Consider the following 19,188-nt stretch of genomic DNA (forward strand, 5'->3'; position numbering starts at 1 on the left):
AGGCTTTTAGTTTGAATAAATTGTAATAATAACGAAAATATTAGATAATCTCCTTATGAGAAATTTTTACAATTGAGTGGAGGAAAATAATGAAAATTCGTGTATCTGTCGTGCAATACCAGTTACATACGATTCAATCCTTTGAAGAGTTTGCGTCACAATGTGAACACTACATAAAAACTGCAGAAGAATTTGGGGCAGAGTTTGTCCTTTTTCCAGAGTTCTTTACTACCCAGCTATTATCGATTGGGAATGGACAAGGGCAAAGTCTAAGCATCAACGATCTCCCGAGATTTACTGAACAATATAGAGAACTATTTTCTAATTTTGCAAAAAATACAAACATGCATATTATTGCGGGAACGCATGTGATTGAAAAGGATGGCAAGCTGTATAATACCGCTCATTTATTTTATCCAGATGGCAGGATTGGCGAGCAGGCCAAACTTCATATTACACCGACCGAAGTCAATGAATGGAATATGGCACCAGGGGATTCCTTTCAGATTTTTGAAACAGAAAAAGGGAAAATCGCCCTGCTTACTTGTTATGATATTGAATTCCCAGAGATCGTGCGGATGGCAAAGGCTAAGGGTGCTGATGTCATTTTCTGTCCATCCTGTACAGATGATCGTCATGGGTTTCATCGTGTTCGCTATACCAGCCATGCACGGGCAATTGAGAATCAAGTATATGTGGTTTTAACAGGAACAGTGGGTTCACTGCCGACGGTTGACTTTATGCGTGCTAATTTTGGTCAAGCGGTCATTATTACTCCAAATGATATTCCATTTCCTCCTAAGGGCATATTGGTTGAAGGTGAAATTAATAATGAAATGATTGTAACGGGTGATCTGGATTTAAATTTGTTATATGAAGTAAGAGAACGAGGATCGGTTACAACCTGGCGTGATCGCAGAACTGATTTATACACAGACTGGGAAAAGTAAACAGAAGGGGTGGGTTTAGTATGTATCGAAGTGAATTTTACGTTTTTGACCAAGAGCGGCCTGTTCCGGTTATCATTCGCAATTATACCAAACAGGATTTTGCCGATCTTATCAAGATTCAATCCGAGTGCTTCCCACCTCCTTTTCCATCAGAATTATGGTGGAATAAAGAGCAACTAACCAATCATGTGGACCTGTTTCCAGAAGGTGCATTATGTATTGAGGTTGATGGTGAATTAGCCGGTTCGTTAACCGCCTTAATTATCGATTTTGATCCCAGCGATAAAAACCATACGTGGGAAGAAATCACTGACCATGGATACATCCGAAACCATAATCCAAGTGCGAATACCTTGTACATTGTTGATATCAGTGTCCGACCCAGGTACCGTAAACTAGGGCTAGGAAAATTGATGATGCATGCTATGTACCATGTTGTTATTGAGAGAGGTTTAGAGCGCTTACTAGGCGGGGGTAGAATGCCAGGTTATTATAGAGTAGCTGATAACATGACACCGGAGCAATATTTAGCATCAATCATAACGGGAGATTTAAAGGATCCTGTCATTACATTTTTGCTGCGCTGCGGCCGTGTCCCGGTAGGAATTATTGAAAACTATCTAGAGGATGAGGAATCCTGTAACAATGCTGTATTAATGGAATGGAAAAATCCTTTTAAATAAATGGGGGGTATATTTATGGATTATATTAGAATCACAAGTATAGATGATCCGAATTTTAGAAAACTGCATAACTTAATGGGAGAAATTTTCCCGCCAGAAGAAGTCCTGGCATATGAGCTATGGAAAGAGCCATTAGAAGATCCGAGTATTCGAGTATTCGTGGCAGTCGATGGCGATAAAGTCTTAGGTGCAACTGAATACCGTTATTATCCTGATTGGAATATTGCCATGACAGATTTTACGATTATAGGTAAACCTGGCCTAAGCCTTGGTCGATTTTTAGCTCAGAACCGGTTAAAGGATTTACAACAATTAGCAAATGAAAATGGAAAAGAGCTTTACGGAATGTTTGCAGAAATATACGATCCTTACAGAGTTGAACATCACGAATTTGGCGGCGTAAAGGTTATGGACCCTTATGTGCGACGTGAAGTGCTTTCCCATTTGGGTTACAAGCGGTTAGATTTCTCATATGTTCATCCATCCTGGGAAAATAATGGGGAAGCCGTAACTGGGCTAGATTTATGTTTCATGCCATTAGACGATGAGCTTAAATCTCTCCCAACTAATCTTGTAAAGGATTTCCTAACAATCTATTACTCCATACTTTCAAACAAACCGAAGGAATGGTTAGAAATGATAGACCGTCTAGGAGACAAGGGAGAAGTAACCCTGTTACCTTTGTAAAAAAAGAAATTTCAAATAATATTGACAACAGCAATGGATTCAACTAGAATTCTCTTTATAACTTGGAAATTTAATCAAACAATTACATAAAACTCTTATCCAGAGCGGCGGAGGGACTAGGCCCGATGAAGCCCGGCAACCATCAAGGTAAATCTTGAAAAGGTGCTAATTCCTGCAGGTTATTTACCTGACAGATAAGAGGAGGAAACTAACCCTCTTCTTATGAAGAGGGTTTTTTCTATTTAGCCATGTCTATTATAAATGAAGGGTGGATCAATATGTCTGTGATAAAAGTAGCGATTCTAGGCTTCGGAACAGTCGGGGAAGGTGTTTATAGAACGATACAATCCCATGCAGAAGAACTTGAGGGAGTATTAGGAAAAAGGGTCGAAGTCGCAGCCGTACTAATTAGAAATATGCATAAAAAGAGAAATATTAATGAAGATGTATTAGTCACTGCAGATTTCAATGAAATTTTAAGTCTACCTCAACTTGATGTTATTGTCGAAGCAATCGTCAATAAAGAACCCACTTTTACATTTTTAAAACAAGCGATTCAAAAAGGATGTCACATAATTACAGCTAATAAAGAAATGTTTGCACACCACGGGAATGACCTGCTCGAGTTAGCAAAGCTTCATAATGTTTCAGTAGGTTACGAAGCGACAGTTGCGGGCGGTATACCTGTTATTCAAACCTTAAGGCAGCTATTAAACGTAAACCGTGTTCATCACGTGCAAGGCATACTTAATGGAACATCGAATTTCATCTTAACGGAAATGCGTGAGAAGAAGCAGTCCTTTGCTGACGCCCTAAGTTTAGCACAGGCAAAGGGGTTTGCTGAAGCAGACCCAACCAATGATGTCGAGGGCTTTGATGCTTTTTATAAAACAATGATTCTAAGCAGAATTGCATTTGGTGAGGAACCAAATTGGGAGGATGTAGAACGAGAAGGGATTACTTCAATTACAAGTGAATTAATCGAGGCAGCAAAAAGACTTGGACTTAGGTTTAAACATATTGCAAGTATTAGTAAGAAAGGTGATCAAATTAAAGCCGCTGTTAGACCAGTCCTTGTTGGAAAGTCTCATCCTTTTTATTCTATTGAAGGGGTAGAAAATGCCGTTAATGTTTACACAGATCTTGTTGGTAGTATTACATTACAAGGACCAGGTGCCGGCATGTTTCCAACAGCAAGTGCAGCAATTGAAGATTTAGTTTATGTCTGTCAAAATAAGCGGACAAATAAGTATTTCACAAAGACGCCAGCAATTCATTTAGGAGATAAAAAAGAGCATGCAGACGAATTATGGATAATTCAAGGTCTCACAAAGGATTTTAAAAACCCATTGGTCACATGGATTACTCAAACTAGTGAGGAGACAGCAATCATCCGGACAAATACCGAGTTAATTAAACAGTTAATGAGTGAACAAAACATAAAGTGTTGCTTTCAAATTTTAGGGGAATATGAAATGGAAAGCAATGATAAAGAAGTATCATTAGCCGCCATATAGTTTGAATGAAATCATAAGCAATTATTCCGTAAAAAGAGCGCATAAGCTCTTTTTTTTGTGAATTTCTATGCTCCTAATTGGAGGGAATCGACAAAAAGCAAAAAAATATATACAAAGCAACCTATAAATGGGGATAAGTCTAGTCAAAATCAAATTGTATTCATATTGTGTAAAAGCAAAACCCAAATGGACTAGTTATTTATAAAAGTAAATTGAAGAGGTGCGTCATGTTATGGAATAGCCTAAATGGTCGTTTATTAACGAATCTGAAAAATACATTTACCTATGAGTTTTGGGTATTACCCGAAAATGTTCATCATATCGATAAGCAATCTCGGGAAAAGTCAGTGGATGGTACAGGAACAAATTATGTGATTGGGCCAGGAAAAGGGATGACCGATAATGATGCGGGAGTTAGTGTTTCAATTGGACTAAATGGAATAACGATTTATGAACATACGAATGAGAATATATATGCGGTGTTAGTCCATGAAGCCAGTATTAATGATCTAATTCACATTGCGGTTGTCTATGATGAAAGAGAGCCGCAGCTATTTATTAATGGGAAGTTTGTAAAAAAAGGTGATAGAAGCCCTAAAGACTATATCTACCCATCTGGGATGATTGGTGGACTGCCAGGTCTGTTCTTTAATGGTGATATTATCGAAATTAGACTTTGGGATCATAGCCGGACAAAACAAAATCTTAATGATTTTATGAATAAAAAGCTTACAGGAAACGAAAAAGGGCTATATGGTGTTTGGCCAATTCCAACTGTAAATGAACAAGAACCACAGAAAGTAAATCCAAAAACCAAAAAGTCCTCAAATAACAAGGACACAAGCTCCAAAGAGAAACTTAATAAAGAAACCCCAGTAAATAATAGCCAAGATATTGAAGTAAGTATTATTATTCCTTCCCTAAATAAATATCCACTAAATCTCCTGACTCTTTACTCACTAGAATATCAAACGTTCAATCCTTCAAAAATGGAAGTTATTTTTATAGATGATGCTTCAACTGACCAAACGGAAGAAAAGATAAAAGGTTATAAGCCTCCCTATCATTTCAAATATGTACGAAATGAAAAGAACCTAGGAAGAGCAAGCGTACGAAATTTGGGCATTCGTACAGCAAGAGGGAGCACTCTTATTTTTCTTGATGCAGAAATGATAACAGAACCTGATTTTGTTGAAAAACATCATAAGTTCCATCAATCAAAAAATAAGCATATTTTGTCAGGGGTAATGCATTCAAAAATCATCTATTCATGCATCTTTCCAGAATTTACTCCAGAGAAAATTAGCACGATTGCAACTTTAACAAAAAAAGATAATTTGCTTAATTCTAGGTTTAATAAATATAAAGATTCAATTAAACAACCGTACCCGTTGTTGGAAAAAAGTGATATTGCAAGAAAAGCCTTCAAGGATATTGGGGTTGTAACATACCCATGGTTCCAAACGATAACCGACAACTTTGCTGCTGACTTAGAAGGGTTTTCCTTTCCATGGATGGCATTTCTTACAGGGAATGTTTCCATTCAAAAAGAGTTTATTACTCAGGCAGGATTGTTCGATGAAGACTTTGTTCTGTACGGTTACGAAGATTGGGAACTAGGATATCGTTTATATAAAATGGGGGCGACATATATTACAGGAAATGATTTGATTACCTATCATCAAGAACACCCTGTAGGCAAAAGCAAATGGAAAGAAGCAATTAACAACCTTGGACTGTTTATTTCGAAGCATCATGACATCGATGTACTTGTACTCGGATTAGAGATTTCAGGTCTTGCTGATTTATTAATAATGAGTAAGCTATTAAAAGAATATAAATTACTCATTCAATCTTATCCAGGGGAATTTCAAAAATTCCAAGAAAAATTCATGCACATACTTGAAACAATTGTCCTTTTACTTCAAATCGACATCCGTCACATAAATATCTTAGGAGCCGCAGGCTTTGGCTCTGACGACATAAATGAGCTGAAAAAAGAAATTAATTCTATTAAAACCCTTAAAAAGTTTACTAATTTAACCACCGTTTTAGATAAGGTCATGAACTCATAAAATAATTCTCAGCGTTAAAGGAGTGAGAGTGTGGTTTCCATTATTACTTGTACAATAAGAGATGAGAATATCAATAATGTTTTTAAAAATTATAAACAGCAATCCTGGAAGAATAAAGAGTTGATCATTATCCTAAATAAGGATTCTATGAATATGGATAGATGGATTACTGAGGCTAGGAAATATCGCAATGTCCAGATTTATCAACTACACGAAAAGGCAACTTTAGGTGACTGTTTAAATTTTGGGATTATGAAATCAAATTATGATATTATTGCAAAATTTGATGACGACGACTATTATGGGCCCGATTACATTAAAAGTTCGATGGCTGCTTTTAAAAATAAAGATATTTCTATTATCGGAAAAAACTCCGTATTTATCTATTTTAAAAATAAAAAAGCGCTGATCCATGTAACAGGTAATGAGAATTCAATCACAGACACTGTTGCTGGAGCGACATTAATGTTTAGAAAAGATGTCTGTCAACAAGTTCCATTTGAAAAAGTAAATCGAGCTGAGGATTTCTTTTTCATTGAACAATGTAAGGAGAAGGGATTTAAGGTCTTTTCAACTGACCGATTTCATTTTGCGGTTATCAGAAATGACGCTGATAAACATACGTGGAAGATTTCCGATAATGAACTAATGGAATGGGGAGAAATAATCGCCTTTACAGATGATTTCCAAACATTAGTGTCAAATGAGGATTTGAAAAACTCGATATAAAGCTTTTTCCCCTTATATATCGAAAAAGAAGCAGGATGCCCTGCTTCTTTTTTTAATTCATCTTCATAAAGATTTATTTATTTCTTTTTGATTGTACCCGCTGATTCGCTGCGTTCGCTCGTGCTTGTGCCTCAAGGTCTGCATGGTCTGCAAATTCTGCAGAATATTCGACGTCATTTCCATCCGTAATTTTTAGGTTCTTAGGTGTTTGTGGAAGTGAACTTTTATTACTATTACCAGTTCCATTATGCATACGACCCATTACTAAAAACCCCTTTCATTGTTAACATCCAAGGAGCAGAATTGCTCCCTTTACTATGATTTACAACTTAAAAGGGAACCATGAATGGAAAATACTTCAGCAGAACCTTTCGATAGCTATAGTCTCGTTTTCTTGTCGTGAAAGCCGCCAGCACGATCTGCCATTTTAAATTCTCTTTGATAAGATACCTCTTGCATACTCGTTAGAGAGTATTTTCCACGATCCTTATCCTTTTTCTTCTTTTCCGCCATTTTGCTCATTCCTTTCAACAATTTTTTTAGTTAATCGTCATCAAGCTATGTGGTAAAAAATAGAAGCACTATATGTACTTATTTCCATTTTTACCTTTTAAGAAAGGAATGATACGGATTTTATGAAAATATATTTTTCAATGCCGAATTTAGATTTGAGTACTTAAATGGATAGCCATTGTCTAAAAGCATTTCCGGGAGTACTTTTTGTCCATCAACAACCAATGTACTCATTTCACCAAGAAGCAGTCGTAGAGCAATACTTGGGACAGGCAGCCAGTATGGACGATGCAATACACTTGATAGTGATTTTCCAAATTCAGACATCTTTACAGGATGGGGTGCAGTAAAATTAATGGGGCCAGCCATTTGTTCATTTTCGATAATAAAAATTATACCATTGACCACATCCTCAATATGGATCCAGGACATCCATTGACGTCCATTCCCAATTGGCCCGCCAAAAAATGAGTGGTAAGGGAAGGCAATTTTAGGCAGGGCACCATTGTGTTTATCCAGAATAATTCCAAATCTGCAAAAAACGGTGCGTATTCCTAACCGAGAGGCCTTGCTCGCCTCATTCTCCCATTGCTGCACTGTATTTGACAAAAAATCATTCCCGAACCCATGGTTTTCTTTTTCCGTAAAAATTTTCTCTAAAGATGTTCCATAAATGCCTATAGCACTTGCATTAATCAGTGACTTTGGTTTAGTCCTTAATTTAGAAATGATATCTAGCAGTGCGTTAACAGAATTTAAGCGACTGGTTAAGATCTTTTCTTTTCTTTGCTGTGTCCAACGCCCGCCATTGATCGATTCGCCAGCAAGATTAATAAAAATATCGGTACCCTCAAGTTCTTGTATGGGGCTTGAATTTTCACTTTGCCATTGAATAAAACGAATTCGATTAGTTCCATTTGTGTTTTTTCTGCCTCTAGTTAAAATGATTACCTCATGATTGTTTTTCAACAATTGCTCCGTCAGAGCTTTCCCTACAAAGCCCGTTCCACCAGCAATGGTAATTTTCAATTTTTCCGCCCCCTTAGTACGTTTATCTTACAATATTTTATGAGGATTATGGTAAAGTAATGTTGAGGTGAATGACATGGCTACGATTACTAAGATCACCACTCAGCAAAAAAATCAGGATCGCTTTAATATTTTTATGGATTACGGCAAGGGGAAGGGAGAGGAATTCGCCTTCAGTGTCGATAGTGATGTTCTGATCAAATTCCAATTAAAAAAAGGGATGGAACTTGACGATTTCTCCTTTATGGAAATTCAGTATCAAGACGACATACGTAAAGCATATAACAAAGCCATCCATTATTTATCAAGAAGGATGAGGTCTGAAAAAGAAATCAAGGATTACCTTGCTTTAAAGGAAATAGAAGAACCTGTCATTAATGAAATTATCCATAAACTATCCGCATTGAAATACATAAATGACGAGGAATTTGCCTTTGCTTATGTACGAACCCAAGCAAATACTACTGACAAAGGTCCAACGAACATCAAAATGGAACTGAAGGAAAAAGGGATTGATGAAGGCACAATCATGCTTGCCTTAGGGGAATATCCGTTGGAGCAGCAAATTGAAAAAGCTGCAAAAATAAGCGGAAAGTTTTACGAAAAGAACGCTAAAGAATCATTAAAAATCCAAAAACAAAAGCTGGAGAACCTGTTGCTTAGAAAAGGTTATTCATACGATGTCATTAATATTGCCGTTAATGAAGCGTCAGTAAACAACGATGCTGATGAGGATATGAAGGCAATCAGATTTCAAGGTGAGAAGGCACTCCGAAAATATAGTAAGTTCAGCGGCTTTGAATTTCAACAAAAGATGAAGCAAGCTTTATATCGAAAAGGCTTCCCAATGGAACTGATTGAATCATACCTTGCAGAAGTGGAAAATCATGACCAAGAAGAGTCATGATTTTTTACTTTCAATAATAATGGAGTCCTGATCGATTTGTTCCATAATCATCTCTGCAACTTCTTTTGGAGTACGGAAACGGGAAGGGTCTTTGACATGGTCGGTATGATCCCAAAATGGAGTGTCCATACCGCCCATATAAACGGCATTTATTTTAATGCTGTGATCTTCATATTCCTTTTGCAAACTTTCTGTAAAGCCTCTAATAGCAAATTTACTTGCTGCATAGACGGCTTCATTTACTTTTCCACGCAAACCTGCAGTCGAAATAATATTCATTATTCTTCCATCAGTCGTTTGAAGTAAATAAGGTAAAATTTCTTTGGTCATCAAAAGAGTACCCAAAACATTTGTATTAATCATTTCTACCATGTCTTGTTCATTTATTTCGACAAATGGACCGAAATGCCCAACACCTGCATTATTGACTAATCCGGAAATTGTATATGTATGACTTATTCCTTTTACTTTTTTTGATACATCATCGCCGTTTTGAATATCTAAGAGCAGAATATCAGCCTTTCCCCCATCAGCAACAATTTCATCCCTAGCAGATGTTAACTTTTCAACCGTCCTCCCAGTAAGAAGTAGATGATAACCTTTCTGTGAAAAAAGGTGTGCCAATTCTTTTCCTAATCCAGAACCAGCCCCAGTAATTATGATTGTTTTCATATCTAATCTCCTTCATTCATTTCAAACTTTATTAATTATATAAAAGTTACTATACTAAAATAAAGGGATTAATAGGGAGTGAATGAACAATGCAGCAGGACAAACGCTATAGTACAATGACAGAACATGAATTACGTCAGGAAATTGGCATACTTCAGGAGCAAGCACGAAAAGCAGAACAAATGGGAATGGTAAGTGAGTTTGCAGTTCTAGAACGAAAGGTTCAAATGGCGAAAGCATACCTAATGAACCCAAATGAGTTTAAACCAGGAGAACTTTATGAAATCGAGGGTAGTCCAGGCCAATATTTTAAAATTGACTATCTAAATGGTGTGTTTGCATGGGGGTATCGTCTTAAGGGGGATGGCCATGAAGAGGCCTTGCCAATCTCTTTGTTAAAAAAGTAGAAAAAATGAAAAGACAAACCAAAGAGTAAATCTCTGGCTTGTCTTTATTTAACGATGTTAATGGCTATCTATTTATACACTTGCGGCGATTCGTCGTCGCGCTCTCCAGAAGCACGCATGCGCTCTTGTGGATGAGTATTAATCGTGCCATCTGCTCTTTTTGAAGCATATTCTGCCTTAGCCCGAGGTTCTCCCTCGAGTTTATTGTTATTTTGATTTGGGAACCCAGTTTCTTTATTTCTCATGCTATACCTCCAAAATGGAATGAGAGCACGTGAAAAGCAAAGCATTCTCATTGCTTACCACGTACCATTAGTATCTGCTTTATTAATTTAGGTTATGTTAAAAGAAATTGGCAATGAGGTGTGAACATGAACAGTTACCATGACGAATTAGCAAATCTGCTATTAAGTAAAAATAACCAACTAAGCTATAACCAAGCAAGGACATGGGTGGAACTGCTTTGGGAAGATTTTGAAACCACCTACGCAAAGGCAGGCAGAGAATATAAGGGTAGTGACATGACTGAGAGAATTGTTAAGCAATGGATTGAAAACTATGGGGAAAAGCTACACGAATTTGTGGCAACCAACCCAAAATACAAGGACTTTCTGAAGCAGGAAAAAAATAGCTTAAACTAGAAAAAGCGAGTGACTTTTCGTCACCGCTTTTTTTACTGATAAGATGCTGGCGCTTTCGAGGAGGCCATAAGCCGCTATCCAGGGCGCTTGCGCTTTTTTAACTTGGAATGATGCTTAATTTTTTCCGTAATTTCTTTTCACTAAATACCCAGCCAGTATAGGAACTAATCGGTTTCAAGTCACAATCTAATTGAACAACAGCAACAAACGGATAATGGCCATTGCTCCGGTAACGTAAATCAATAAAGCGCACTTCGTAAAAATCTGTGTATTCATCCACTTCCCACCGATAGACTGGCGAAAAAGATAAAAACGCTGACAGATTCTTATCCTTCTTTGCTGCTTCAATTACTGGAGTCTTTGGGACGGGTATTCGGTTAAAGTAATCTAATATCTCGACTTCATTATTTATAGCCTTTCCTACAAAGAACTGTTTCGTATTCATGGCAGCAATTCTCCATTGATGGAACCTCATTGTTGGAGCGATAATTATTTCTGTTGCATCCGGTATTTTTTTTATTATCTCGGCCATTACACGATGTTTTGCCTTAAAGCGCATGATATAATATCCGACAATGATGGCATACATGACTAAGAAGGTATAGCCGGGATCAGCTCCTAATACCCAAATAATGATTCCAAGAATATGAATTCCAAAGATAACGGGGTCAAAGGTATTGATGACTCCTAAGGCGACCCATTTTGAAGAGAAGGGTCTGAGTGCTTGTGTTCCGTAAGCATTAAATATATCAACAAATACATGAATAAAGACCGCTGCAAATGTCCATGCCCATAAATGAAATAGATTAGCTCCAGTGAAAAACGGATATATAATGGCAACTATGAGAAGCGGCCATAAAATTACAGCTGGAATGGAATGGGTAACGCCTCTATGATTGCGAATGTAAATGGCATTATTCTTTAACTTTAAAACCGTATCAATATCAGGTATTTGCGATCCGGCAATCGTAGCAATTAAGACACTAGTCGTGGCGGCATGGCTGCTAGCGACAACAGGATCAAGAGTTGCCAAACCACCTATAGCAATACCCATAACAACGTGTGTTCCTGTATCCAAAAGGAAATCCTCCTTCAAATATAATTCTTGTCAAACATGCTCCAGTGATTTATCGTAAAACAAATATATTACTTATTATAATGCCTTTTTTCACACAGTTTAACTACATCTGGAGGAACAAAAGTTATGATTATTGAACTAAAGAATATAGAGAAAATCAACAAATCTGCTTTTCAATCAGACTTAATTACCTGGTTTAAACACGAACAACGTGATTTACCTTGGCGAAAAGACCAAGACCCTTATAAAATATGGGTATCAGAAATTATGCTGCAGCAAACAAGAGTGGATACAGTCATTCCCTATTTTAATCGTTTTATCGAGTGGTTTCCTACCATAGAAGATTTAGCAGAGGCGGAGGAAGATAAAGTATTGAAGGCATGGGAAGGGCTCGGATATTATTCGAGGGTACGAAACTTACAATCAGCAGTTAAGGAAGTAAATGAGAAGTATAGCGGTATCGTACCAAATAGTCCTGAACAAATCGCTGGGCTGAAAGGTGTGGGCCCCTATACTGCAGGTGCCATATTAAGTATCGCTTACGGGATTCCTGAACCTGCCGTGGACGGAAATGTAATGAGGGTGTTTTCAAGAGTTCTCTCCATATGGGAAGACATTGCCAAATCCTCCTCACGAAAAATATTTGAAAAAGCAGTTCGAGAATTGATTTCACACGATGACCCATCCTCTTTTAACCAAGCTTTAATGGAATTAGGAGCGTTAATCTGTACACCAACCTCTCCTTCGTGCTTATTATGTCCTGTTCGAGAGCATTGCCAAGCGTTCGAAGAGGGAGTTCAAAATGAACTTCCGATAAAGACCAAAAAAACTAAGACACGAGATGTTCAACTAGCTGCCGCGATCCTATTAAATGGTGATGGAAAGGTATTAATTCACAAGCGGCCGGCAACAGGTTTGCTCGCAAATTTATGGGAGTTCCCTAATGTTGAAATTCATCATCCCTTACAAAATGATCGGGAGCAGATTTGTGAATTATTTGAGCATTCTCTAAATATAAAAGTAAAACTTGAAAAAATTATTGGGCGGCTTGAACATGTTTTTTCTCATTTGGTGTGGAACATTAATGTATATACAGGTGTGTTCCAATCTGATTTTCAGGAAAGTGACCAGTGGAAGTTTGTTTCGTTAGAAGAAATGAAAGAATTTGCCTTCCCTGTATCCTATCAAAAAATGCTTAAGCTTTATCTAGAACGCCAAAAGGAATGAACGCCGCAAAATGCGGCGTTTTTTCAATCATATACTGTTTTCGTTCCATGTGTATAATCTGCCTCTTGTCTATTAATGCCTCCCCTGCTTTCTATTTCCTCAATAATTTCACGATGAATCGTTTGTCCCTCACTATTTAAATAGGGAGCAATTTGCTGCAAAGAATGATGAAAAAAAGCAAGTTCACTGCTTTTCCAATCAGATTTGGCCATCATTGACAGTTCGGTCATATCACGTCCAACATACATAAGCACTTCTTCCTTTCCAAGGTAATTTACTCTTATTGTTTAATATTAATTGTCTTCTATTCGTGGAAAAGATAAAATAAAAACATTACTTGATACAGAAGGGAATAGTTTGATGACTCAAAAAGTAGCACTCATCACTGGAAGCAGCAGGGGTATCGGTAAGGCGACAGCTCTTCGATTAGCTGAAGCAGGATACGATATTGTCATAAATTACGCTAGAAGCAAAAAATCAGCTCTAGAGACAGCGGAGCAAATAGAGGCATTAGGCAGAAAAGTACTCGTTGTTAAAGCAAACGTCGGCGACGTGGCGAAAATAAGAGATATGTTCACCCAAATTGATGCAGAATTTGGACGTCTGGATGTGTTTGTAAATAATGCAGCCTCTGGCGTACAACGGCCGGTAATGGAACTTGAAGAAAATCACTGGGATTGGACTTTAAATATTAATAGCAAAGCTTTGCTGTTTTGTGCACAGGAAGCTGCAAAATTAATGGAACGAACTGGCGGTGGTAAAATTGTCAGCATTAGTTCTCTGGGGTCTATTCGCTATTTAGAAAATTATACGGTCGTTGGCGTTTCAAAGGCGGCCTTAGAAGCACTTACAAGATATTTGGCGGTTGAATTAGCTCCTAAAAATATCGTCGTTAATGCTGTTTCAGGAGGCGCAGTCGATACGGAAGCATTAAAGCATTTTCCAAATCGTGAAGAACTGCTTCAAGAGGCAAAAGAAAAAACTCCTGCAGGACGAATGGTGGAAATTGAGGATATGGTAAATTGTGTGATGTTCCTTTTATCAGAGGAATCGAGCATGATTAGGGGGCAGACCATCATTATCGATGGTGGAATTTCATTACTCGTTTAATTATTTTTAAATAATATTTTTTTTCGGATAATCTCCACGAAGCATGGTTACATTATATTCGTGGAGGTGATTAACTTGGCAAAATTCAATCAACAGCCAAACAAAACTTCAGCTGGAACTAACATCCAGGAAGTAAGACAACAAAACGCTCAATCTCAATCTGGGTCCCAAGGCTCATTTGGAACTGAATTTGCGAGCGAGACAAATGCTGCTGAAGTAAGACAACAAAACCAACAATCTGCTCAAAGATCTCAATCTGGTTTTGCTCAGGGTTCTCAAGGCTCATCCGGCCAATTTGGAACTGAATTTGCAAGTCAAACAGATGCTCAAGAAGTTAGACAACAAAACCAACAATCTGCTCAAAGATCTCAATCTGGTTTTGCTCAGGGTTCTCAGGGCTCATCCGGCCAATTTGGAACTGAATTTGCAAGCCAAACAAATGCTCAAGAAGTAAGACAACAAAACCAACAATCTCAAGCCCGTAAAAACCAAGGCAATGGCCAATTCGGTCAAAGCTAATAATAGTTAAAAACCAAGAAGACACTCTAGATTCGAATAGAGTGTCTTCTTTCTGGGTCATTTTACTTAGAAAACTGTCTATCTCCAGCGCCTAGGGGCTCGGGGTCGTAAGCCAATCCGTCCTGAAGGTTAAAAAGCAACCTTCAAGCAGGCTCGTCTTATGCCTGTCGCCCCTGTTCAAGGCGCCTCCGCTTTTCTATTTTCGACAAAACTTCTCTAATGTCTACATAAATTTTCAAAGGAGAATACAACTTGGTCAAGAATACATATTAGGAACTAATAAGAAGGCGGTGAGGGAAATGGATCATTTTAACAGATTAGTTTCCGAGCAATTGGTAACGATGGAGAAATTATTATTTCTTCAAGGAGAACTTGAGCGTTGTCAACAAATCGAAGCAGAGCTTCAAATGTTACAGAAGTCAACGGATCTTGAAAGTATCCAATCAGAGATCCGGCTGATGAAAGATGAGTTAAAAGGGATCCAGTCCACTTTTGAAAAGCAGACAGAAGAAGTAATCAATTCCTATCGGGAAATGAACTTAACACCTTCCTTTTAGGTGGAAAAGCAAATAATTCCCTAAAAAATTCGCAAATTTTTACAAAGAGCCATCGAAATATGGCTCTTTTGTTTTAAAATCTGTTCTCAACCGTTATAATAATAGTAATAAATAGGAATTGTACTTTGTTACCTTTTGTCATTATTTATCTAACGGTTTAAATAGGGTTGCAAAGCGTTCAGGAATGAAGGTAGGGGAGAAACATGGGCGTACCCATCGAAGGTGAACCAATGCAAATACATAGCTATAAGCACAATGGGCACATCCATCGCGTCTGGGAAGAAACAACTGTATTAAAGGGGACACAGAATTTGGTTATTGGAGGCAATGACCGAACACTAGTGACAGAATCAGATGGAAGAACATGGATAACAAGAGAACCTGCCATTTGTTATTTCCATTCACAATACTGGTTTAACGTAATTGGAATGATTCGTGAGGATGGTATTTATTACTACTGTAATATCAGTTCCCCTTTTATTTTTGATGGCGAAGCACTAAAGTATATTGATTATGATCTAGATATTAAGGTGTTTCCAGATATGACTTTTAATTTACTAGACGAAGATGAGTATGAACGTCATCGCCGTGAAATGAATTATCCAGATCCGATTGATCAAATCCTAAAAAGGAATGTGGAAAAACTGATTCAATGGATTCGGCAACGGAATGGCCCATTTGCACCAGATTTTATTGATATTTGGTATGAACGTTATTTAACATACAGACGTTAGATGGGTAAAGAGGATATTACGCGCCTGTTGATGTAATCAACAGGTTTTTATTTGCTTTTGTGTAAAGGAAGCAAACAATGTGATTTTATTATTGTAAAAAAGTAATTGTATAGCATGCTTCTTATTATTTTTTGAAAGGAGGGCTATTTTGAGCAGTATTCTAAGGTATCTGCAATTTGTAAAACCTTATCGGTTCCAGGTGATAGGGACAATCATCATTGGGGTAATTAAATTTTCTATTCCGCTTATGATACCACTATTGATTAAATATGTTGTGGATGACATTGTAGGTAGTCATACTCTTTCTCACGACCAGAAGCTTGAAAAGCTCTTATTCATTCTGGTTATTATGCTTGTTGTTTTTGTCATCCTGCGACCGCCGATTGAATATTACCGTCAATATTTTGCCCAGTGGACTTCAAGTAAAATCCTTTATGATATTCGTGATACGATGTATACTCACATTCAAAAGTTAAGTTTTAAATATTTTTCAAATAATCGTGCGGGGGAAATAATCTCACGTGTCATTAATGATGTGGAACAGACGAAAACGTTTGTCATTTCCGGATTAATGAATCTTTGGCTGGATATTGCCACAATTATTATCGCCATTATTCTTATGTTTTCAATGAGTGTTAAGCTAACGTTCGTATCAATATTGTTGTTTCCACTTTACGCATTTTCGATTAGTTATTTTTTTGGGAATCTACGTAAGCTGACTCGGCAACGTTCACAAGCACTTGCGGAGGTGCAAAGTTATTTGCATGAGCGTGTTCAAGGTATGCCGGTAATTAAAAGCTTTGCGATAGAAGATTTTGAACAGGGTCAATTTGATAAGCAAAATAAGAATTTCTTGGAAAAGGCCTTACAGCATACCAGCTGGAATGCAAAGGCATTTTCTGCAGTTAATACCATTACAGATATTGCCCCATTAATTGTGATTGGCTATTCTGCTTATCTTGTCATTCAGAACCAGCTATCATTAGGGACGATGGTTGCATTTTTTGCCTATATTGATAAGCTCTACAATCCATTGCGAAGATTAGTGAATTCCTCTACAACAATTACTCAATCATTTGCATCAATGGACAGGGTGTTTGAATTTTTAGATGAGAAGTATGATATCGTTGATTCCCCAGATGCTCAAGTTTGTAATCAAGTACACGGTGATATTTCATTTGAAAATGTGTCTTTTAGCTACGAAGCAAACGAAGAGAGAGTCTTGAAAGATATTACTTTACATGTGAAAAAGGGGGAAACGATTGCCCTGGTAGGAATGAGCGGCGGGGGGAAGTCAACGCTAGTTAGTTTGATTCCCCGTTTTTATGATGTGACAAGTGGGAGAATCACATTAGACGGGATAGATATCAGAAACTTTAAGGTTCAATCTCTACGGGACAAAATTGGTGTCGTTTTTCAGGATAATCTCTTGTTTAGTGAATCGGTAATGGATAATATTTTATTGGCGAAGCCAGATGCATCTGAAGAAGAGGTCTATATGGCTGCAAAAGCTGCTAATGCTGATGAGTTTATCTTAAACCTTTCTGAAGGGTACAATACAAGGGTCGGCGAACGAGGAGTTAAGCTTTCAGGAGGACAGAAACAACGAGTGGCGATTGCCCGAGTCTTTTTAAAAAATCCGCCTATCTTAATACTTGACGAGGCAACATCTGCTCTGGATCTGGAGAGTGAGCATGCAATACAAGAATCACTAGAAGCATTAGCTAAGGATAGGACCACTTTTATCGTTGCACACCGATTATCCACCATAACTCATGCCAATCGAATTGTCCTGATTGAACATGGTCAAATCGTAGAAATAGGGACACATGATGAGTTAATGGCGAAACAAGGAAATTACTATAAACTTTTTCAAGTTCAACAATTAGAACAAAAAGAAACCGAAGCAGAATAATTGCTTCGGTTTCTTTTTATAGAATGTCTTCTTCAATCGATACTTCATTATGATGATATGAATGAAAACTTGTAATTAAAGTATCTAAGTGTTCAACCTGTTCGCCATAATCGATAATCGAAGCTATGATTTGCATTGTATGAAATAAATGCGGCTGGTCATGCTCAGTAAATTTTTGTTGGTGGAGTAAAAACAAATCAAATAATTGCTTTTTATTTAAGCAAACATTATTTTCAGAATCAGTGGGAGAGGTTGGAATTTTACCAATGAATCTAAGCATAAGTTGTTCATGATGGTAAATGAGACAATCCAATTGTTCCTGTATGGCTTGCTGAAATGACGCTGGAAGATGTAATAATTCATTCTCAAAACGATGAAGCCTTTTTAATGTATCCAGTGCCTTCTTGGCAGCTGAATGCATTTGTCTATAAATAACAAGCTTACGTGATTTTTCTAGGCTCTTTTTCTTAAAATAGCTGCGTTCTTCTCTATACATCGTGTAAAACTGATTCATTTGAATAATATTCTCTTTTAATTTTACAATATCTGATTTTAGTAGATTATGATCAAAGTCATGACGTGTGCTTAACCGAATCCATCTAATGATTTCTTCAGTCGTGCTCGTCATTTTGAAGTAAAGTTTGTTTTCATACCTTGGAGGCATAAACAAAAGATTAACTATAAAGGCAGAAAATACACCAATCATAATGGTCGAAAAGCGGATTCCAGCAAATGGAATAAAATTTCCACCCGGGGTTTCCATTATCGAAATTAATGTAACAAGCGATAATCCAATTGTATTTTCAAGTTTAAGCTTTAAATTAATGGCAATGACAATAATTGCTGCTAATCCAATGACAATAATATGATTTCCTAAGAGAAGAACAAAAGCGACTGCGAGTAATGCCCCAATAAGATTTCCTTGAATTTGTTCAATAATTGTTAAATAGGAACGATAAATGGTTGGTTGAATCGCGAAAATGGCGGCAATGCCAGCGAATACCGGTGAGGGAGAGTGTAACAACTGACCTAAGTAAAGTGAGAGTACAATAGCAATTCCCGTTTTTAATATGCGGGCACCTAACTTCATTCTAATTGGTTTCCTTTCAAAAGGTTTTCTTAAGCAAAATTTTACTATACATGGATTACCCCATATTATCAAGAGATATCAAATGAATTTTTTTGATATTTGTAAAAAAAAGTTGGAATAAAAAACGTCCGCTAAAAAAGCGGACGTC

Annotated in this window: 23 protein-coding genes and 1 riboswitch; of the genes, 15 read left to right on the forward strand and 8 right to left on the reverse strand. The window is 37.3% G+C overall.

From position 1 onward, the window contains the following. Positions 1–89 precede the first annotated feature (89 nt). The 6 genes from AC4QJR_RS05830 to AC4QJR_RS05855 all read left to right on the forward strand — a co-directional run bounded on the left by AC4QJR_RS05830 (position 90) and on the right by AC4QJR_RS05855 (position 6,641). A complete protein-coding gene (locus AC4QJR_RS05830) occupies positions 90–950 on the forward strand; it encodes a carbon-nitrogen hydrolase family protein (protein WP_496525615.1) in 861 nt (286 codons plus the stop codon). Positions 951–970: 20 nt separating this feature from the next. Beyond that, the gene (locus AC4QJR_RS05835) at positions 971–1,633 is read left to right on the forward strand and encodes a GNAT family N-acetyltransferase (RefSeq protein WP_496525616.1); all 663 of its coding nucleotides are present in this window, start codon (positions 971–973) and stop codon (positions 1,631–1,633) included. Positions 1,634–1,648: 15 nt separating this feature from the next. Next, complete coding sequence (locus AC4QJR_RS05840; protein ID WP_496525617.1) at positions 1,649–2,320, forward strand: GNAT family N-acetyltransferase; 672 nt, start codon at positions 1,649–1,651, stop codon at positions 2,318–2,320. Between the two features lie 92 nt (positions 2,321–2,412). After that, a riboswitch (SAM riboswitch) is annotated at positions 2,413–2,521 on the forward strand. Positions 2,522–2,598: 77 nt separating this feature from the next. Then, complete coding sequence (locus tag AC4QJR_RS05845) at positions 2,599–3,837, forward strand: homoserine dehydrogenase (protein ID WP_496525618.1); 1,239 nt, start codon at positions 2,599–2,601, stop codon at positions 3,835–3,837. 227 nt (positions 3,838–4,064) lie between these two features. Beyond that, the gene (locus AC4QJR_RS05850) at positions 4,065–5,912 is read left to right on the forward strand and encodes a glycosyltransferase (RefSeq protein WP_496525619.1); all 1,848 of its coding nucleotides are present in this window, start codon (positions 4,065–4,067) and stop codon (positions 5,910–5,912) included. A gap of 30 nt (positions 5,913–5,942) precedes the next feature. Beyond that, positions 5,943–6,641, forward strand: coding sequence for a glycosyltransferase family 2 protein (locus AC4QJR_RS05855; RefSeq protein ID WP_496525620.1), 699 nt, complete (start codon positions 5,943–5,945; stop codon positions 6,639–6,641). 73 nt (positions 6,642–6,714) lie between these two features. Here AC4QJR_RS05855 and AC4QJR_RS05860 read toward each other — a convergent pair whose 3' ends face one another. The 3 genes from AC4QJR_RS05860 to AC4QJR_RS05870 all read right to left on the reverse strand — a co-directional run bounded on the left by AC4QJR_RS05860 (position 6,715) and on the right by AC4QJR_RS05870 (position 8,183). After that, a complete protein-coding gene (locus AC4QJR_RS05860; RefSeq protein ID WP_251459048.1) occupies positions 6,715–6,903 on the reverse strand; it encodes a YfhD family protein in 189 nt (62 codons plus the stop codon). 116 nt (positions 6,904–7,019) lie between these two features. Then, complete coding sequence (locus AC4QJR_RS05865) at positions 7,020–7,154, reverse strand: YfhE family protein (RefSeq protein ID WP_081825373.1); 135 nt, start codon at positions 7,152–7,154, stop codon at positions 7,020–7,022. Positions 7,155–7,274: 120 nt separating this feature from the next. Then, entirely contained in the window at positions 7,275–8,183 is a 909-nt protein-coding gene (locus AC4QJR_RS05870; RefSeq protein ID WP_496525621.1) for a TIGR01777 family oxidoreductase, read from the reverse strand. Positions 8,184–8,259: 76 nt separating this feature from the next. On the opposite strand from AC4QJR_RS05870, the gene recX reads away from it, so the two are divergent. Next, entirely contained in the window at positions 8,260–9,090 is an 831-nt protein-coding gene (gene recX / locus AC4QJR_RS05875; protein ID WP_496525622.1) for a recombination regulator RecX, read from the forward strand. On the opposite strand, the gene AC4QJR_RS05880 is transcribed toward recX, so the two are convergent. After that, a complete protein-coding gene (locus AC4QJR_RS05880) occupies positions 9,085–9,762 on the reverse strand; it encodes an SDR family NAD(P)-dependent oxidoreductase (protein ID WP_496525623.1) in 678 nt (225 codons plus the stop codon). The genes recX and AC4QJR_RS05880 overlap by 6 nt on opposite strands. A gap of 89 nt (positions 9,763–9,851) precedes the next feature. On the opposite strand from AC4QJR_RS05880, the gene AC4QJR_RS05885 reads away from it, so the two are divergent. Next, positions 9,852–10,169, forward strand: a complete 318-nt coding sequence (locus AC4QJR_RS05885; RefSeq protein ID WP_098576240.1) for a YfhH family protein — start codon at positions 9,852–9,854, stop codon at positions 10,167–10,169. Positions 10,170–10,237: 68 nt separating this feature from the next. On the opposite strand, the gene AC4QJR_RS05890 is transcribed toward AC4QJR_RS05885, so the two are convergent. Continuing rightward, complete coding sequence (locus AC4QJR_RS05890; protein ID WP_098576239.1) at positions 10,238–10,414, reverse strand: small, acid-soluble spore protein K; 177 nt, start codon at positions 10,412–10,414, stop codon at positions 10,238–10,240. 126 nt (positions 10,415–10,540) lie between these two features. On the opposite strand from AC4QJR_RS05890, the gene AC4QJR_RS05895 reads away from it, so the two are divergent. Beyond that, positions 10,541–10,810 (forward strand): YfhJ family protein, encoded by a 270-nt coding sequence (locus AC4QJR_RS05895; protein WP_026564354.1) that lies wholly within the window; start codon positions 10,541–10,543, stop codon positions 10,808–10,810. Positions 10,811–10,907: 97 nt separating this feature from the next. On the opposite strand, the gene AC4QJR_RS05900 is transcribed toward AC4QJR_RS05895, so the two are convergent. Continuing rightward, positions 10,908–11,888 (reverse strand): metal-dependent hydrolase, encoded by a 981-nt coding sequence (locus tag AC4QJR_RS05900; protein ID WP_496525624.1) that lies wholly within the window; start codon positions 11,886–11,888, stop codon positions 10,908–10,910. A gap of 126 nt (positions 11,889–12,014) precedes the next feature. Here AC4QJR_RS05900 and mutY point away from each other — a divergent pair, with 126 nt between their 5' ends. After that, complete coding sequence (mutY, locus tag AC4QJR_RS05905) at positions 12,015–13,115, forward strand: A/G-specific adenine glycosylase (RefSeq protein ID WP_496525625.1); 1,101 nt, start codon at positions 12,015–12,017, stop codon at positions 13,113–13,115. A 23-nt stretch (positions 13,116–13,138) separates the two neighbouring features. Here mutY and yfhS read toward each other — a convergent pair whose 3' ends face one another. Continuing rightward, positions 13,139–13,363 (reverse strand): mother cell protein YfhS, encoded by a 225-nt coding sequence (gene yfhS, locus AC4QJR_RS05910; protein WP_251459035.1) that lies wholly within the window; start codon positions 13,361–13,363, stop codon positions 13,139–13,141. Positions 13,364–13,475: 112 nt separating this feature from the next. On the opposite strand from yfhS, the gene fabL reads away from it, so the two are divergent. The 5 genes from fabL (at position 13,476) to AC4QJR_RS05935 (ending at position 17,950) form a co-directional block, all read left to right on the forward strand. After that, positions 13,476–14,225, forward strand: coding sequence for an enoyl-[acyl-carrier-protein] reductase FabL (gene fabL, locus AC4QJR_RS05915; RefSeq protein ID WP_098576234.1), 750 nt, complete (start codon positions 13,476–13,478; stop codon positions 14,223–14,225). Between the two features lie 75 nt (positions 14,226–14,300). Then, entirely contained in the window at positions 14,301–14,744 is a 444-nt protein-coding gene (locus tag AC4QJR_RS05920; protein WP_496525626.1) for a gamma-type small acid-soluble spore protein, read from the forward strand. A 299-nt stretch (positions 14,745–15,043) separates the two neighbouring features. After that, complete coding sequence (locus AC4QJR_RS05925; protein WP_496525627.1) at positions 15,044–15,301, forward strand: YgaB family protein; 258 nt, start codon at positions 15,044–15,046, stop codon at positions 15,299–15,301. Positions 15,302–15,504: 203 nt separating this feature from the next. After that, positions 15,505–16,035, forward strand: a complete 531-nt coding sequence (ntdP, locus tag AC4QJR_RS05930; protein WP_098576231.1) for a nucleoside tri-diphosphate phosphatase — start codon at positions 15,505–15,507, stop codon at positions 16,033–16,035. 148 nt (positions 16,036–16,183) lie between these two features. Next, entirely contained in the window at positions 16,184–17,950 is a 1,767-nt protein-coding gene (locus AC4QJR_RS05935; RefSeq protein WP_496525628.1) for an ABC transporter ATP-binding protein, read from the forward strand. A 16-nt stretch (positions 17,951–17,966) separates the two neighbouring features. On the opposite strand, the gene AC4QJR_RS05940 is transcribed toward AC4QJR_RS05935, so the two are convergent. Further along, a complete protein-coding gene (locus AC4QJR_RS05940; RefSeq protein WP_251459030.1) occupies positions 17,967–19,040 on the reverse strand; it encodes an FUSC family protein in 1,074 nt (357 codons plus the stop codon). Positions 19,041–19,188 lie beyond the last annotated feature (148 nt).

Source organism: Neobacillus sp. BP17 (assembly GCF_059579525.1).